At 62.2% G+C, this 17104-nt stretch carries 16 protein-coding genes and 2 pseudogenes; 13 read left to right on the forward strand and 5 right to left on the reverse strand.

Going from position 1 to position 17104, the window contains the following annotated elements; genetic code table 11:
• Window positions 1-5: 5 nt before the first annotated feature.
• Both K6I40_RS20465 and K6I40_RS20470 read left to right on the forward strand, forming a co-directional pair.
• Window positions 6-656, forward strand: coding sequence for an HAD family phosphatase (locus K6I40_RS20465; protein ID WP_222916049.1), 651 nt, complete (start codon window positions 6-8; stop codon window positions 654-656).
• Window positions 657-821: 165 nt separating this feature from the next.
• Window positions 822-1040 carry a hypothetical protein gene (locus K6I40_RS20470; protein WP_255681809.1) on the forward strand — a complete coding sequence of 73 codons (219 nt, stop codon included), beginning with the start codon at window positions 822-824 and terminating at the stop codon, window positions 1038-1040.
• A 33-nt stretch (window positions 1041-1073) separates the two neighbouring features.
• Here the strand turns inward: K6I40_RS20470 and K6I40_RS20475 are convergent, their stop codons facing one another.
• The 3 genes and pseudogenes from K6I40_RS20475 to K6I40_RS20485 all read right to left on the reverse strand — a co-directional run bounded on the left by K6I40_RS20475 (window position 1074) and on the right by K6I40_RS20485 (window position 4213).
• Window positions 1074-3452, reverse strand: a complete 2379-nt coding sequence (locus K6I40_RS20475; protein WP_222920417.1) for a DEAD/DEAH box helicase — start codon at window positions 3450-3452, stop codon at window positions 1074-1076.
• Between the two features lie 51 nt (window positions 3453-3503).
• Window positions 3504-3698, reverse strand: a pseudogene (locus K6I40_RS20480) (hypothetical protein); the annotation flags it as partial.
• On the reverse strand, window positions 3698-4213 hold the full coding sequence (locus K6I40_RS20485) for a PH domain-containing protein (RefSeq protein WP_222916051.1): 516 nt from the start codon (window positions 4211-4213) through the stop codon (window positions 3698-3700). The pseudogene K6I40_RS20480 and the gene K6I40_RS20485, both read right to left, overlap by 1 nt.
• A gap of 165 nt (window positions 4214-4378) precedes the next feature.
• On the opposite strand from K6I40_RS20485, the gene lipA reads away from it, so the two are divergent.
• From lipA to K6I40_RS20505, 4 genes and pseudogenes are all read left to right on the forward strand, one after another.
• Entirely contained in the window at window positions 4379-5362 is a 984-nt protein-coding gene (gene lipA, locus K6I40_RS20490; protein WP_222916053.1) for a lipoyl synthase, read from the forward strand.
• Window positions 5363-5665: 303 nt separating this feature from the next.
• Window positions 5666-6772 (forward strand): pyruvate dehydrogenase (acetyl-transferring) E1 component subunit alpha, encoded by a 1107-nt coding sequence (gene pdhA / locus K6I40_RS20495; protein WP_222916055.1) that lies wholly within the window; start codon window positions 5666-5668, stop codon window positions 6770-6772.
• Between the two features lie 4 nt (window positions 6773-6776).
• A pseudogene (locus K6I40_RS20500) lies at window positions 6777-7771 on the forward strand (alpha-ketoacid dehydrogenase subunit beta).
• Window position 7772: 1 nt separating this feature from the next.
• Window positions 7773-9452, forward strand: coding sequence for a dihydrolipoamide acetyltransferase family protein (locus K6I40_RS20505; protein WP_222916057.1), 1680 nt, complete (start codon window positions 7773-7775; stop codon window positions 9450-9452).
• Window positions 9453-9511: 59 nt separating this feature from the next.
• Here the strand turns inward: K6I40_RS20505 and K6I40_RS20510 are convergent, their stop codons facing one another.
• Window positions 9512-10756, reverse strand: coding sequence for a hypothetical protein (locus K6I40_RS20510; protein WP_222916060.1), 1245 nt, complete (start codon window positions 10754-10756; stop codon window positions 9512-9514).
• A 333-nt stretch (window positions 10757-11089) separates the two neighbouring features.
• Here K6I40_RS20510 and K6I40_RS20515 point away from each other — a divergent pair, with 333 nt between their 5' ends.
• The 7 genes from K6I40_RS20515 to K6I40_RS20545 all read left to right on the forward strand — a co-directional run bounded on the left by K6I40_RS20515 (window position 11090) and on the right by K6I40_RS20545 (window position 16277).
• Window positions 11090-12826: a phage tail sheath subtilisin-like domain-containing protein gene (locus tag K6I40_RS20515; RefSeq protein ID WP_222916062.1), complete on the forward strand. Its 1737-nt coding sequence runs from the start codon at window positions 11090-11092 to the stop codon at window positions 12824-12826.
• A gap of 54 nt (window positions 12827-12880) precedes the next feature.
• Window positions 12881-13339, forward strand: a complete 459-nt coding sequence (locus K6I40_RS20520) for a phage tail protein (protein WP_222916064.1) — start codon at window positions 12881-12883, stop codon at window positions 13337-13339.
• Window positions 13336-13500, forward strand: coding sequence for a hypothetical protein (locus K6I40_RS20525; protein ID WP_222916066.1), 165 nt, complete (start codon window positions 13336-13338; stop codon window positions 13498-13500). Before K6I40_RS20520 ends, K6I40_RS20525 begins: the two co-directional genes overlap by 4 nt.
• Entirely contained in the window at window positions 13497-14057 is a 561-nt protein-coding gene (locus K6I40_RS20530; protein WP_222916068.1) for a hypothetical protein, read from the forward strand. Before K6I40_RS20525 ends, K6I40_RS20530 begins: the two co-directional genes overlap by 4 nt.
• Window positions 14054-14311: a DUF6760 family protein gene (locus K6I40_RS20535; protein WP_255682153.1), complete on the forward strand. Its 258-nt coding sequence runs from the start codon at window positions 14054-14056 to the stop codon at window positions 14309-14311. Before K6I40_RS20530 ends, K6I40_RS20535 begins: the two co-directional genes overlap by 4 nt.
• A gap of 48 nt (window positions 14312-14359) precedes the next feature.
• On the forward strand, window positions 14360-14815 hold the full coding sequence (locus K6I40_RS20540; RefSeq protein WP_222916070.1) for a phage tail protein: 456 nt from the start codon (window positions 14360-14362) through the stop codon (window positions 14813-14815).
• A gap of 331 nt (window positions 14816-15146) precedes the next feature.
• The gene (locus K6I40_RS20545) at window positions 15147-16277 is read left to right on the forward strand and encodes a hypothetical protein (RefSeq protein WP_255681810.1); all 1131 of its coding nucleotides are present in this window, start codon (window positions 15147-15149) and stop codon (window positions 16275-16277) included.
• 39 nt (window positions 16278-16316) lie between these two features.
• Here the strand turns inward: K6I40_RS20545 and K6I40_RS20550 are convergent, their stop codons facing one another.
• Window positions 16317-16928, reverse strand: coding sequence for a DUF4255 domain-containing protein (locus K6I40_RS20550; RefSeq protein ID WP_255681811.1), 612 nt, complete (start codon window positions 16926-16928; stop codon window positions 16317-16319).
• Window positions 16929-17104 lie beyond the last annotated feature (176 nt).

Below are 17104 nucleotides of genomic sequence, written 5' to 3' on the forward strand. Positions count from 1 at the left end.
TGTACATGACTGCTGTCTTGTTCGATATGGACGGTGTGTTGGTCAACAGTGAAGACTACTGGGTCGTGTTCCAGCGCGAGGATATTCTTCCGGCGACCGTCCCCGATGAAGACGTCGCCGTCGCCGAAACGAGCGGGATGAACTTCCGCGAGATCTACGACTACCTCGACGAGGAGTACGGTGCGGCCATCTCCCGCGAGGAGTTCATCCAGCGGTTCACCGAGGCCGCAGAGGAGATCTACACCGAGCGTGCCGAACTGCTCGACGGGCTCCATGACCTCCTTGCCGAACTCGACGACCGCGGCATCCCGACGGCGCTCGTCTCATCCTCGCCCCACGACTGGATCGGCATGGTCACGGAGCGCTTCGACCTCGAGGGCGAGTTCGATCGCGTCATCAGTGCCGACGATATCGACGCGGCGAGCAAGCCGGCCCCCGATGTCTTCGAGTACGCCGCCGACGAAATCGGCGTCCCCGCCGCGGAGTGTGTCGTCGTCGAAGACTCGGCAAATGGTATCGAGGCGGCCGCTCGAGCGGGGGCGAACGTGATCGCGTATCGGATTGACGCTCACGGGGATATCAACCGCTCGCCAGCCGACGAGATCGTGGACTCGCCGGCAGAGCTTCGGGAGCGGATACTTGCATTGACGGAGTGAGCGTAGCGGTATCGAATCCGATCTATGACAATTCGTGACGAACTGTTATCCGACTGCTCGCGACGAGAGCGGGTATGGACTGTGCCTTCTGTGAGTCACCCGTCTAGTTCAACCAGCACAAGATGGACATCGGATCTTCGAGTTATCGAACCCGGAGAACAAGTGGTGACTCTGCCGCGACTGTGTCGAAATACGAATGCAGGGACACAAGGCGAGGGACCCTACGGCGAGCGGAGCACGTGTATCGACTGTGATTCGGCGGTGGCGTACGGCATCGCACTGTTGAAGAAAATCGCCCGTGGGGACGCAGTAACTGACGGGACCATCTTCCAGGTTCTCTGTGAGACGCACTTCGACGAACGAACGGGCGAGGGGATCGTGTAACGGCTCGAGCGGCCGTCGACCACTCCCGTTTCACTACAGAACGTCGACCGTTCGACTCGCTTCGATCGGAATCAGCGGTTCCTCGGGGAAAGCGACGCTGACCGTAAACTCGAGTTCCTCGGCGTCGGCACCGAAGACACCGACCGGCAGGGTTTCCGAATCGCGGAGGTAGGTGTTCGTCCTCGTCATCTCCACGCCGTTGACGGTCACCTGGATGCCGGCCCGGCTGGGTTCGCCGACGTTTCGGACCGTGACCTCGCAGACGTCGTTCTCGCCCGTTGCGACGGTCTCGGGGAACTGGCCCCACTCGATTTCGATCGCGGGGAGCGATTGGGCCCCCTCGTAGACCCGCTCGGCGACGCCCTCGGAGAGTCCGGCGTCGACGAGTCCCTCGACACCCGCGTCAACGACGTCGCCGGGGGTCGAGAGCCCCTCTTTTGCGAGTTTACTCGCGCGACCCGACGCGACGCCGTCGATGGCAGTCAGCCCGACCGCGTCCTCGGCGACGCCGTTCTCGATACGGGCCTCGACCCGGCGCGCAAGGTTCGCGGCGTGTGGCCCAATGAAGCGATCGAGGAAGGCCCCGAATGCCGAGACGAGCCGTGTCGCGTTGCGCCGGATGACCCACGCGTCGCTGCGGAGTTCCGACGGCGTCGTGCCACTTGCCGCACTGCGGAGGATCGCGAACACCTTCCGTTGGCCCGCCTCGAGGTCCTCGGTCTCCTCGCCGACCAGCACGGCGTCGATCGCGTCGCGTTCGTCCTGTCGGGCCGAAACCGAGTCGAACTCCGCGGCGGTCGCGACCACCTCGAGAATGTCTCCGGTCGTCAACTCGTCGCCCCCGTCGGCCCCGTCGCCAACGCCACTGACGCGGTCACACAGCGCCGCGAAGCGGGCCGCGGTATCGAGCCTGAGGTAGTACTTTGAGGTCAACACGCCCCGCGGCGTGGCTTCGATCGAGAGATCCTCGCCGGTCTCGACGAAGCCTTGCTCGACGAGCCCCTCGAGACAGTCCCGGACCCGCTGTCGGAGGTTCGGGAAGTCGTAATCGTCGGGCTTGGACTGACCGCGGACGTAGTAGAAGGTCGTCTCGAGCCAGTCCATTACGTCCTCGAGATCGGTGATCGTCCCCATCGCGATCTCGGCGTTAAGGTGGGTCTCGAGGCTCTCTGCCAGTCGAGACTCGATCTCCTTGCCGTCGCGGAGCAGCCGCCGGTACTTGTCTGCCTCGGCCGAATCGGAGATCACCCAGCCGTAGCCGACGTCGTCGTAGCCCGGTCGGCCGGCGCGGCCGAGCATCTGGAGCACGTCGAGGGGACTCATGTCGACTTCGCCCTCGAGGGGATCGTGATGTTTCGTGTCCCGGATTACGACGCAGCGAGCGGGCAGGTTGACGCCCCAGGCCAGCGTCGAGGTGGAAAAGAGCAGTTCGATGTGGCCTTCTTTGAACCACTCCTCGACGAGGTCGCGATCGTTCTTCGAGAGCCCCGCGTGGTGGAAGGCGACGCCGTCGAGCACCGATTTACGGAGCGTAGAGTCCTCGATCTCTTCTTTCGATTTAGTGTGGAAATCGTAGTCGCCACGAGCGCCCATCGGGATGTCGCGCTCGGCGATTTCGTCCCTGGCCTTCTTGGCGGCCTGAACGGTGTCCTGCCGGGAGGAGACGAAGACCAGCGACTGCCCGTCCTCCCGGAGGTGTGGTTCCGCGAGGTCCAGCGCCCGGTAGAGACGGCGGTACTTGTCGGCGAAGGAGTTGTCGCCGTGGGTATAGGTCTTGACGCCGGCGTTGAGTTCGACGGGCCGGTACTCCTCGCCGAACTCGAAGGTCGTCTCTTCGGGGGCGTCTAGCCACGCCGCCACGTCGTCGATGTTGGGCATCGTCGCTGAGAGCGCGACAATTCGAGGATCACAGAGCCGACGCAGGCGAGAGATCGTCACCTCGAGCACCGAGCCTCGGCGGTCGGCGTCAAGCAAGTGGACCTCGTCGATGACGCAGACGTCGATATCGGTGACGAAGTCGTACCGTCGCGAGTCGTGTTTGCGGGTCGCCGAATCGAGCTTCTCGGGGGTCATCACGAGGATGTCCGCGCGGCGCGCGCGGCGCGGGTTCAGATCGCGCTCGCCGGTGACGACGTACACCGAGTAGTCCAGGTCCTCGAATCGATCCCAGTCGTCTTCCTTCTCGTTGGTCAGCGCTCGCATCGGGGCGATAAATAGGGCCGTGCCGCCGTCGGCGAGCGACTTACAGATCGCCAGCTCTGCGAGCGCCGTCTTCCCCGAGGCGGTCGGCGCGCTCGCGACCACGTTCGCCTCGGACTCGAGCAGTGCGGGCAGTGCCTCGCGTTGCATGCGGTTGAACTCCTCGAAGGCAAAAGCGTCGGCGAATTCGGGGAGAACCTCGGCGACCTCCATCATACGAAAACGGGAAGCGGCAGGGCAAAGGCGTTTCCTTCGAGGCGCGATCTATCGGTCGGCAACCGCAGCGGCAATCACAGCTCCGACAGTGGCGAACACCAGCGGATAGAGGATCCCGCCGAGCACGATCGCGGGCAGGAGAACCGGGCCGATCGAACTGGTCGCCTCGATTCCCAGCACGGACGCTTCCGTGTTCGCCTCGGCGATGACCGCGCCGAGACTGAGGATCACGGAGCCGCCGATCAGACGGTCGATTCATCGGTCGCGACGGTCTCGAGTTGGTCGCTGAGTCGACTGCTGGCCCGGTCGGGCTTGGGAACGCGTTCGAAGACTAGCTCCGGTTCGCCGGAGCCGGCGGTGTAGACGGTTAGGTCGCCGTAGCCCAGCAGGCGGCCGATCCCGGACTGGCGCAGACTAATGTTCTGGACGCGCTCGAGGCGGAACTGGGTGACGTCTCTCGAAACGATCCCCTGTTTCTTGTAGAGTTCCGTGGAGGTGATGACGTAGCGGGTGTTCGTCCAGACGAGGTAGCGGGCGAACGCCATGATAGCGCCGACGACCGTCATGAGGATGCCGAGAATCGTTAACAGGCCGACGCCATCGGCCCCGCTCCAGCCAGCGACGAGGAAGCCGGCGAGCGCGAGCCCGATCCCGACCGGCAGTTTCGATCCCATCGTGATCGGATGGGGACGGCTCTCCCAGACGATATCCTCGTCATCGCTGATATGGAACCAGTCGGGTGTCGAGCCGAAGGCCATCGGCCCCGCCTATTCCGTACCTGTCCGTAAAGCTATCGGGGAACGGAGCGATTAACTCCGGTGGCGCGGATGTTCGGGTGTTTTGACGGATCGTACTGCGAGCGCAGCGTCGCGGACGTCCGAACGACCACCACGGTTTTTCACTTCGTGACCCAATGATAGGATATGAGCCGCGCACGTAAGCCCGACTGGCTGAAGAGCCGCCCGCCGTCGGGCCAGGAGTTCGCCGGCATTCGGGAGACGCTGCGGGAGTACGACCTGCACACCGTCTGCGAGGAGGCCAACTGCCCGAACCTGGGCGAGTGTTGGTCGGGTCGAGCCGGTCCTGACGGGAGCGATGGGCCGGGAGACAGCGGTGGTGGCGGGACGGCCACCTTCATGTTGATGGGTGACCGCTGCTCTCGAGCCTGCAACTTCTGTGACGTCGAGACGGGTGGAATGGAGGCGCTCGATCCCGACGAACCCGAAAACGTGGCTGATGCCGTCGCCGAAATCGGCCTCGACTACGTCGTCCTCACGAGCGTCGACCGCGACGACCTCCCGGATCAGGGCGCGGGCCACTTCGCCGAGACGATCCGCGAGATCAAGGCCCGCCACCCCGGCATTCTCGTCGAAGTACTGATTCCGGACTTCCAGGGCGAGGACCGGCTCGTCCGAAAGATCATCGACGCCGAACCCGACGTGATCGCCCACAACGTCGAGACCGTCGAGCGCCTGCAGTTCCCCGTTCGCGATCGCCGCGCCGGCTACAAGCAGTCCCTGTCGGTCCTCGAGCAAGTCGAGCGCGAATCCGATATCTACACAAAGACCTCGATCATGCTCGGCCACGGCGAGTACGACCACGAGGTCTACCAGACCTTAGCGGACCTGCGCGAGCGCGGCGTCGACATCGTCACGCTGGGGCAGTATCTGCGGCCCTCGAGAGATCACCTCGAGGTTCAGCGCTACGATCACCCCGTCAAGTACAAGACGTGGCGACGCGTCGCCGAGGAGGAGTTAGGCTTCCTCTATTGTGCGAGTGGACCGATGGTGCGGTCGTCGTACAAGGCCGGCGAACTGTTCGTCGACGCCGTGCTTCGGGAGGGCAAGAGTGTCGAGGAAGCGCGCGGTTTTGCACGGTCGACATCGCGTTCGCAGTCGAACAGCTAGCCATAATTGGCTCTCGACGGAGTGGTAACTCGGCTATTGCACTTGTAGTATTCTTTGCGGACTAGTCTACTATTCTCAATATTCGAACCGGGGACGTGGCGTGATCCACGACGCGTCCGTCGCGCGCCAGGGATCAGTCGCCAGAGAGACCGCTACTCGTCCAGCATTGCTGGCCAGAACTGTACAACAATGTCCACGCTCACCCGCTGAGAGTGGCAAGAATATCACCAATAATAAACTATTTTGGGAAACTCCTTTATCCTGAGCGATAGTTTATACGGGTATGTACAGGTGGGTCTTCCTGTGAGTACGTTACAGCGCGATCCCCGCGAGCGAGTACAGATACTCGACGAAGCGGGCCGGGTCCGAGAGGGTGCCGACGTGCCGGACCTCACCGAGGACGAACTCGTCGAGATGTACGAGCAGATGCGGCTCGTGCGTCGCTTCGACGAGCGGGCTGTCAGCCTTCAGCGCCAGGGGCGGATGGGGACCTATCCGCCGCTATCAGGCCAAGAGGGTGCTCAGATCGGGAGCGCCCACGCGCTGGCCGAGGAGGACTGGGTTTTTCCCAGCTACCGCGAACACGGCGTCGGGCTGGTTCGGGGACTGTCCCTCGAGCGAACCCTGCTGTACTGGATGGGCCACGAACAGGGCAACTACGTCCCCGAGGATGTCAACATCTTCTCGGTCGCCGTCCCCATCGCGACCCAGATCCCCCATGCGACCGGCGCGGCCTGGGCCTCAAAACTGCGAGACGAGGAGAAGGCGTTCATCTGTTACTTCGGCGACGGTGCGACCTCGGAGGGCGACTTCCACGAGGGGCTGAACTTCGCTGGAGTCTTCGACACGCCGAACGTCTTCTTCTGTAACAACAACCAGTGGGCCATCTCGGTGCCCCGCGAGCGCCAGACGGCCAGCGCCACGCTAGCCCAGAAGGCCACCGCCTACGGCTTCGAGGGGGTCCAGGTCGACGGAATGGACCCGTTGGCTGTGTACAAGGTCACGAAAGACGCCGTCGAAAAGGCGAAAAACCCCGACGAGGACGAACTGCGGCCGACGTTGATCGAGGCGGTCCAGTACCGGTTCGGGGCTCATACTACCGCCGACGATCCGTCGGTCTACCGGAGCGACGAGGAAGTCGAACGCTGGAAGCAGAAGGACCCCATCCCGCGCCTCGAGACGTACCTGCGATCGAACGGGATCCTCGACGACGAACGGGTCGACACGATCGAGTCGCGGATCGAGGAGGCGGTAGCCGACGCCATCGACTCGGCTGAATCGGTCGAACGGCCCGACCCTGAGGAAATCTTCGCGCACGTCTACGAGGGGATGCCCCGACGGTTACAACGCCAGCTTGAGTACTTCGAATCGATTCGCGACGAACACGGCGACGACGCGCTTCTGGAGTGATACCATGGCAGCAGAATCAGGATCGGCGAACCTTACGCTGGTACAGGCGGTACGGGACGGATTGCACACCGAAATGGACCGCGACGACGATGTCATCGTCATGGGCGAGGACGTCGGGAAGAACGGCGGCGTCTTCCGCGCGACCGAAGGCCTCTACGACGAGTTCGGGGAGAACCGGGTCGTCGACACCCCGCTTGCGGAGTCGGGAATCATCGGGACGGCGATTGGGATGGCTGCCTACGGGATGCGGCCGGTCCCGGAGATCCAGTTCATGGGCTTTATCTACCCTGGATTCGACCAGATTGTCTCTCACGCAGCGCGCTTGCGGACGCGCTCGCGCGGACGATACACCTGCCCGATGGTCATCCGAGCCCCCTACGGCGGCGGTATCCGCGCGCCAGAACACCACTCTGAGTCAACCGAGGCGATGTTCGCCCACCAGCCTGGGCTCAAGGTCGTCATCCCGTCGACTCCATACGACACCAAGGGGCTGTTGACCAGCGCGATCCGGAGTCCGGATCCAGTGATATTCCTCGAGCCAAAGCTCATCTACCGAGCCTTCCGCGAGGAAGTCCCCAACGAATCATACGAGGTGCCGATCGGCGAGGCGGCCGTCCGTCGCGAGGGAAGCGACATTTCGGTTTACACGTGGGGTGCGATGACCCGACCGACGCTCGAGGCTGCGGAGAACCTCGCCGACGAGGGATCGACGCCGAGGTCGTCGACCTGCGAACGGTGTCGCCGCTGGACGAGGAGACGATCGTTGAATCGTTCGAGAAGACCGGCCGCGCAGCGGTCGTCCATGAGGCTCCGAAGACGGGCGGGCTGGGTGCTGAAATCACCGCGACCCTGCAGGAGGAAGCACTACTGTATCAGGAAGCGCCGGTGGAGCGCATCACGGGTTTCGACACGCCGTTCCCGCTGTACGCGCTCGAGGACTACTACCTGCCCGAACCGGCGCGCATCGAGGACGGGGTTCGAGACGCCGTGGAGTTCTAACATGGTCAGAGAGTTCGAGCTACCGGACGTCGGCGAGGGAGTCGCGGAGGGCGAACTGGTCTCCTGGCTGGTCGAGGCGGGCGATGAGGTTTCCGAGGACCAGCCGGTCGCGGAGGTCGAGACGGACAAGGCGCTCGTAGAGGTCCCCGCACCGGTCAACGGGACCGTCCGCGAGTTACATGTCGAGGAGGGCGAGGTCGTCCCGGTTGGGACCGTCATCATTTCGTTCGACGTTGCGGGCGAGGCACCACGCGCCTCGGAAGCGAGCGGCGACGCCGCGAGCGAGGGCGAAGCAGCCGAAGAGCCGACCGAATCGGAACGAGAGCAGACGAGCGAACCCGCCGGCGTCGGCGAACCGAGCGAGCAACGAGAGGAAGGCGGCGACGCCGCTGGCGACCCCGGCGCGACCGGGGCCGACACCGAGGCGGTCGCACCGCCCGATGACCGCGTCTTCGCGCCGCCGCGCGTGCGTCGCATGGCTCGCGAGCAGGGGATCGACCTCTCGGGGATCCAGGGGAGCGGTCCCGGCGGTCGGATCACTGCGGCCGACGTGCAGGCAGCAACGGGCGGCGGAACCGGACAGACGGCCGAGACGGCGTCCAGCGAGGCGGAATCTGCACCGACTGACTCGAGCGACGCGAGTGCAGGTGTCGCTACCGCCGCGGAAACGGCCACCGAGGGCACGCCTACGACCTCGAGCGACCAGCGAACCGAGACGCCGACGCAGGTCGAGTCCGCCGACCGTGAGAAGACGCTTGCCGCGCCGGCTACCCGACGAATAGCCGAGGAGGAAGACGTCGATATCGACGCCGTCCCAGCGACCGAGGAGCGCGACGGCGAGGCGTTCGTTACCCCCGAAGCGGTTCAGGAATATGCCGAGGCCCAGCAGCAGGCCCAGGAGGCCGATAGGGTGGCGGTCGAAGCCGGCGAATCGGTCGGAACGAAGGGGACTCAGTTCGCTGAGGGCGAGCGCGAACGCCGCGAACCGTTCCGTGGCGTCCGCAAGCGGATCGCCGAGGCGATGGTTGAGTCGAAGTACAGCGCGCCCCACGTCACCCACCACGACGAGGTTGACGTGACCGAACTCGTTGAGGCTCGCGAGGAACTCAAACCGCGCGCTGAGGAGCGGGGCATCCGGCTGACCTATATGCCGTTTATCATGAAGGCCGTCGTGGCGGCGCTAAAGGAACATCCCGAAATGAACGCGGTCATCGACGAGGAGAACGAGGAAGTCGTCTACCGCGATTACTACAACATCGGGGTCGCGACCGCGACCGATGTCGGGCTGATGGTCCCGGTCGTCGAGGATGCCGACCGGAAGGGACTGCTCCAACTCTCCTCGGAGATGAACGAGGTCGTCCAGAAGGCTCGCGACCGAACAATCAGTCCCGGCGAACTGCGTGGATCGACGTTTACGATCACCAACGTCGGCGGTATCGGCGGCGAGTACGCGACGCCGATCATCAACTACCCCGAGGCAGGGATCCTCGCGATCGGCGAGATCAAGCGCAAACCGCGCGTGGTGACCGATGAGAACGGTGCGGAATCGATTGAACCTCGTTCAGTGCTCACCCTTTCGCTGTCGTTCGATCACCGGTTGATCGACGGGGCCGTAGGTGCCCAGTTTACGAACACCGTGATGGAGTCCCTCGAGAATCCTAGCCTCCTCTTGCTCGAGTAGCCCGAGCGAACCGTCCGGTCCCCTCCCAAGGACTGGGGGTGGTCTCATCGACCGATCCGCTACTCGTCTGGCACGATGTTGACGAGTACCTCGAGCGAGTCTGCGGCCTCACATACTCGGTCCTGGGCCTCGGCCAACTCGAGGATGGGTTCGTCGTCCTCGAGGGCCGCCTGTAGCTCGGAGACGGACTTGAGGTAGCGTTCGAGACTCGCTTCGGTCGTTGCACTTTCGAGATCGTCGCCGAGCGCGATCAGATGCTCGAGGACCTGCTGTACGTGGCGACGGTACGCCTCCTCGTTCTCGTAGATCCGCTCGCCGTCCACACTGGCTGTCGCGGCGATCTCGCGGGCGAGTCGACTGCCCTCGCTCGTCTGCTGTTCAAGTTGATCGGCTAACTCGTCGAAGAACCGCGCCCGATCCTTGAGCGTCTTGCGCATGATATACCGGGTCAGTGCCGTCTGGTCCTGTTTGAGTCCGCCCAGTTCAGTCTCGAGGGCGTCGAGCCGATCGGTAATCGCCCCGATATCGTCCGGGATATCAGGCGGCTCCCGTTCGACCGGCGTCCGGTGTGGGTTGTCGGTATCCGTGACGTGGTTGATGATCGTCTCGAAGAGCAACTCGTGGTCGTAGACGAACTCTCGCGGCGCGGGGTCGTCCGCCGCCGCCCAGACGCCGTCGGGCGTGCGTTCGAAGGAACCGAGAAATACTGCTGTATCCGCGTCGAACGGGGCCGACGATCGATGCTGGTCGTGATACCCCTCTAGGAGCCGTTTTCGTACCGTTTCCGCATTCGTATCCGTCTCGACGGTCGGAATTTCGACGCCGGGGGGCTGTTCCCGCCCGTCCCCCATCGCCTCTTGATACGCTAGCTCGAAGACCTCGACGATACGGTTCGACGTCGACTCCTCATCGATGGCATCGTCGGTGTTCGGGACGGGGACGGTTTCCAGCGAGACCTCGTCGTATTGGATTGAGAGCGATATTTCGTCCGCTGAGGGACGGGGAAGCGACTTCGTCGTCACCTGTTCGACGATGATGGGACGACCGCGTCCGTCCAGCGCCAACCCCGGCTCGATCGTCACCTCCAGTCCGTCGTCGCTTTCGCTGATCGATCGCACCTCGAGTCCGTGGACGATTCCGCTCCCGACCACGAACCGGGCGAGCGTGTGCAGTCGATCGGCATGATACTCCTGGTCCGCTTTCATATCGCGGGGTGTCATCAGTTTCCCGCTGAAGAACCGATTCTTCCGGAACTGCGATAGACCTCCCCGCTCCCCGTCACTGTGGTCCGGATCCTGGGCCATGGCGTAGTGAGTGTTCTTTATTGCGCCACTATTCCATTTAATTATGTCTATTTAGCGGGATCGGACTCCGTATGGGCACTATTGGTGATGCGCTCGTGATTGACCGTCGTTTGCGACTGTCTTCGTGCCATTCTCGTTCATACAGCACTACACTATTTGGCGTTATGAAGTGCTTAACGGGCGGGAATTTAGAATCGGCTATAGCAGAAACAATCTAGAAAATCAGATAATATTTCGAGCTAGATGTAATTACGAATTTAGTGAATGAATAAGTTTATACTATTTGTCTATAAATACAGGAGTGCTACATCGGCAATTGGAGGAGCGAAATCAATGCCAGAGTACCTATCACCAGGCGTTTACGTCGAAGAGGTCGACAGCGGAACCAAATCCGTCGAAGGAGTCAGCACTAGCACTGCCGGCTTTCTCGGTGAAACGGAACGGGGTCCCGTCGAACCGAAGCTCGTTACGAGCTTTTCCGAATTCAAACGAACGTTCGGCTCGAGTCCACAGTCCTCGGACTTGGACGTGGCCGTGGACGGATTCTTCAAAAACGGGGGGAGCCGCTGTTACGTCGGCCGTGTTGCAGCCGCCGAAGCGACGGATGTCGCGACGACGACCCTTGTCGACGAGAATCGAACCGACGTCATCTCCGTCGAAGCGACCGGTCCGGGCGGGTGGGGAAGTTCCATCGCCGCGATCGTCGAGGACGGACCGCTGTACGAGGAGGGGGAGAACGATTACTTCAAGCTGACGCTGCGATACTGGTCGTGCGATATCGAGGAGGTCAGCAAGCCCGCCTCCGATCAGCCCGACCCGGCTCCCGACATCGAAGAAACCTACGATGACATGTCGGCAGATCCCGAATCCAGCCAGTTCTACGAGAAACAGATCCCGGGCTCCGTGCTTGTCGACCTCGAGCAGTTGGATGCGGGACGACCCGCCCAGGGACTCTCCTGGTTGTCGCGAGAGGTTCCCCAGGAGTACTCCGACGGCGGACTGATTCAACTCGATGCCGAATCGAAGACCGCTGCCTACGTTCCGGATGATCTCGAGGATCGGGAGTACAACGAACTACAGGGGATCGCCGAACCGTTCGATATCGACGCCTCGCAGGCTCGAGAGGACCTCCAGTCGGAGCTCGAGGAGATTCAGTCCGGCGAGAAGGAAGTCGACGTGGACGTCGTCTCGGATCTGTCAGCAAAGCCGGAGAGCGAGGACGTTACCCTCAGCGATTACGAGGGAATCAATAAGCCCGGAATGCGAACGGGCCTCGCGGCGTTCAGGGAACTCGACGGCGTCTCGCTGATGTGTATCCCTGATCAGAACGATATCGAGGGACTGACCGAGTCACTCGTCGCCCACTGTGAGAACATGGGCGAGCGGTTCGCGATCCTGCAGGCACCGCAGAACGCGGGTGCGATTTCGGATATCGAGACGCCTGTCGATTCCTCGTACGCCGCCTACTACTACCCGTGGGTCGAGACAAAGGACCCACTCACTAACCGGAAGAAACTCGTTCCGCCGGGCGGCCACATCACCGGCATCTTCGCGCGAAGCGACGCGGAACACGGCGTTCACAAGGCACCCGCGAACGAAGTTGTCCGGGGTATTCTCGGCATCCAGCACAACATCACGAAAGGTGAACAGGATGTCCTCAATCCGAAGGGGGTCAACTGTATCCGGAGCTTCCAAGGTCGGGGCATCCGCCTATGGGGCGCGCGGACAGCCTCCAGCGATCCGTCTTGGAAGTACGTGAACGTGCGTCGACTGTTCCTCTACATCGAGCAGTCGATCGATGAGGGCACTCAGTGGGCGGTTTTCGAACCGAACGACGAGGATCTGTGGGCTCGCGTGCGCCAGTCGGCTGAGAACTTCCTGACGACGGTGTGGCGAGACGGCGGTCTCCAGGGGAGCACCGCCGACGAGGCGTTCTACGTCAAGTGCGGCGAGGAGACGATGACACAGGACGACATCGACAACGGCCGACTCATCGTCGAGATCGGTGTCGCGCCGGTCAAGCCGGCCGAGTTCGTCGTCTTCCGAATTAGCCAGGACACCGGCGAGTAACACCGCCCACACCGTATCTGACGATCAACCAATCTCTACGCAATCGATACGATAATGCCAGACTCACACGGACCACTCAGACAAACCGAATTCAAGGTCGAACTCGACGGCGTCGGCATCCCCGGATTCGTCGAGGTCGAACTGCCAGCGATGCGAACCGAACAGGTCGAATACCGCGAAGGCAACGATCCATCGCACAACCGAAAACTCTGGGGCGACACCCAGTATGACGACCTCATCCTCGTTCGGGGTGCAAACGAGAAAAACGAGGAACTCTACAACTGGCGGAAATCCGTCGACGAGGGGAAGATGGACGACGGCGGCCGGAAGAACATCGCCGTCATCATCATGAACGAGATCGGCGACTCAGTGCTTCGCTTCGAGTTCACGAAGGCGTGGATCAAGGAGTACCGACCGCCGACGCTCAACTCCCACGGCGGTGGCGGTCAGGGCAACCTCGCCACCGAAGAGTACGTCGTCACCTTCGATGAGATGGAACGGAAGAACGTATGACACGATCGTCGAGTTCGTCTCCGGACGCGTTTACCGTTCCGCGTCATCGGTTCGGTGACGATTGGCGTGTCGACGACGAGGGCGTCCTTCACACCGGTGATTCCGCCCCGTTTACCGATCGCGTCGTCGTCACCTGTGACAGCGGAGGGCGTCGATCATGACCGGCGGAACGCTCCAGACCGAGTTCGAGTTCACTCTCCCCCAGGGGTACGTCGACGACGAGGGAACGCTCCACAAGGAGGGCCGAATGCGACTCGCCACCGCGGCCGACGAGATCAAGCCGCTACAAAACCCCCGCGTCCAGTCGAACTCCTCGTATCTGACCATCGTCTTGCTTTCGCGGGTCGTCACCGAACTCGGCGACCTCGAGACGATCGACGCGAGCATCATCGAGAATCTGTTCGTCACGGACCTCGAGTACCTGCAGGCCCTGTACGAGCGGATCAACAACCAGGGGGTAAACGCCGTCGAGACGGCCTGTCCCGAGTGTGGTGAGCCATTCGAAATTAACGCAGAGAACGGCGCTCACGTGACGATCGATAGCGCCACCAGTGGTATGGGTTCCGCTGGTGTCGAAGCTGGTTCCGTCAGTACAGGCAGTGACATCGGTAGCGTCGGTGCGACCGAATCGCCTGGGTTCGAGACCGCCGATATGCGCGCAGCCGGCACCGAATCGAACGAGAACGAGGAGTCCGAGTCGGGAAACCCAGCGGAATAGTCCGGTTGTACGAGCCGGACCGCCTCTACGAGGAGGTCGCGTTCGTGGCCTACCATTTCGGCTGGAGCCACGACGAGGTATTGAACATGCCCCACTGGGAACGGCAGCGCTGGTGTACGGAGATTAGCGGGATCAACGACCGAATGAACGACTCGCCGTCCGATCGACCTCGTGACCGCCGTCGCGGTCGCGGCCGGGGGCGTGACGACGCCGGCGGCGGTATCGTACTCCGAAATCCGCCGGATTCCGAGTAACTACGGCATCTGGCACTCAGATGCCGCTACGACCGCAGTACTGAGACGATGGCACCATACACAACGGAAGACGATCCCTACGCACAGTACAACTTCGAAGTCGAGGTGGACGGCGAGACCGTCGCCGGCTTCGCCGAGGTCGCCGGGATAACCATGGAGTTAGAAACCGTCCAGTATCGCGAGGGCGGTGTCAACGATCACGTCCACCAGTTACCCGGCCAGTTCGCGCATGCGAACCTCGTCCTCCAACGCGGGTTGACGACGGACACGGCCTTCTGGGACTGGATCCAGACGGTAATGAGCGGGACGATCTCCCGAAAAAACATCGTCGTCAAGGTGAAGGACGGTTTTCAGGGTGAGAGCCAGTGGGGATGGGAGTTCGTGAACGCGTATCCGACGAAGTGGTCGGGGCCGGACCTGGCGAGCAACGAACGAGGGATGGCGATCGAATCCATCGAGTTGGCATACGAACAGTTCTCGAAGATGTCGGGAATGCCAGAGTGATGCTCGCGACCGCGAACGCACGATAACCGCCGACCGTAACCGGTACTCGGCGGTTCGACCCTTCGGGTTGACGCTCCGAGTATCGTGCCCGTGACGAGTTCCGGTCATAATCCGGCCAGTCTCGAGATCCATCTGTCGGGAGTGACACTCCTGAATACCGGCCCTTGTTTCTCCACTATCACCAGTATGTTTTAATAGGACTCGACAAACATCATTCGAGAGAATATGCGTAATCGAACGGGAATGAAACCGGCCGAGCGGATAGAACACGGTCCGATCTCGGACGGCCAACTGTCGGCCGCCAACGGCATAAACGGGGTGACTCGATGAGATGAAACGTATTGCATCGAAGGTAACAAAGACGGTCAGAAAACAACTATCACCGGTCATTCGGCCATTGATGGCGGCGCTGATCGTCGCCTTGCTCGTAACTGCCGTGGCCGTCATAACAGGGCTCGTTGAATACGTTCCCCAGTCGTCGGTTCCCGTAACAGGATGGGCGATTTCACCGCGGGTCGTCCTGTTGGTGACGGTATTCGTGCTCGTTGCGATCATCTGTGCCGGCTATATCCTGTATCGGAATTACGAGGACGCGATCAGGGACCAGTGGGAACGGCTGTCGATCTGGGCGCAGGCGACGATCGCTGGCGGGATCTGTGGAGCGCTCGTCGCGGTCGGACTCGGTGTCGCCGTCGTCGCCGGCCCGATTCCGCTTTCGTTCATCCTCGCCGGATCGCTGATCGCGTGGCCGGTCGCAACCGTACTCGTGCTCCGTCAGCGCCGCGAACCCGCCACGGACGACGACTCACCGTCCGCGTTCCAGTCGCTACTCATCAAAGCCGGCTACGCCCAGGTCAAACTCCTTCAAACGCGTACACTGGCCGGTATTGTCGGCTTCGCTGGTGCCGTCCTCGGCAGCCTCGGAATCCGCGCGTTGATCTCGTGGCTCCCGTGGTTCGATGGGACGCTCACGCATCTCCAGACCGTTCTCCTCGCTGCCTTCCTGTGGGTAGTCGCGACGGTACTCGTCTATAACCGCTACGAATCCACGATCAGTGACCGGACCGACCTTCGGATCGTCGCGGTCTCGAATCCGGAGTCCCGTCCCGGCCGCGAACTGACGATCAAAAACGATGGCGTCGTCCCCGTCGAACTGACGCAAGCGAAGATCCGCGATACGAAACGTGACCTCTATCAATTCGACGTGGGGATGTCACTCGAGCCCGGTGAGCGCCGTCCATTCGAGGTTCCGGAAGCGTTTCTGCTTGAGTCCAACGAGGCGGCGATGGATCTCCCACTCGGATACACGCTCAAACAAGGTGGGGAACACCCGATCGTCTACACGCGGACCGGCGAGCAGTTCGTCCTGCAAGGGGGCAGTGATGCGCTGGACCGCGATCCGGCCCGATCCTCGACCCCGTCACCGATTGGGCTGAGCGCCGACCCGACGCCACACGAGTAGTCGATAGGGTCGGCGGAACGTGTCGCTCGCTGCATCCGATTACAGCGTGTCGGGCTCGTCCGGTCGTCGTGAAATATCGGTTTTGCGTTCGTCGATGCGCGTAAACGATTCCTCGTTCGTCGACTGGATCAGTACCGGACTGACCTCGAACGTCGCCGAGGGATGGTAGGTCGTGTCGCCGAACCGGGCCCAGAGGTTCGTGAACTGGTCGAGTGGTTCGGACGTTACCCGGACCGATAGATTGCTGTCTTGATCGAGTCCAGCCGCACACTCCGCGGGCTCGAGCCGCGAGTTGTCGTGAAGGAGCTGGATAGCCAACCCGAGCGTCCGCTGTTGGGCGAGCGTTCCCGTGGCCTGTTCGCCCTCGTCGTCCATCGGATAGGCAGTCAGCAGGTACTGCAGGGAGAGCGGGAGCGGCGGATTGCGTTTCGTCGATTGGGCGATTTCGGGCGCAGCGGCTCCGGCCTTCTCGTCGCGCGTGACGCGATACAGAAACAGCCCGAGTCGGACACCCGAATCGGCATCGACCGCGTCGGGCGAGGTCAGTGCCACGTCGCTACGGGAAAACGAAATGTTTCGGCGCTGTTCGATCTGTTCCTGGAGCAGTTCCAACAAGGTCTCGCTGACCGCAGCGACAGCGGTGAAGGTCACGACCACCACCTCGCGACCGCCACTGTCGGTTCATCGAGAGGACGGTGCGGCCGGTACTGTACTTGTGACCCGAACGCTTCGTGGCCGTCATCGGTACGAAATCGGTGTCGCGTTCGGTTCGCGAGCAGTGTTCGAGACGTATCGGCGTTCGCTGTCGAACGGAGCGGTGCTGTCAG

Origin of the sequence: Natrinema sp. SYSU A 869 (genome assembly GCF_019879105.1) — an archaeon.
GTDB lineage: Archaea > Halobacteriota > Halobacteria > Halobacteriales > Natrialbaceae > Natrinema.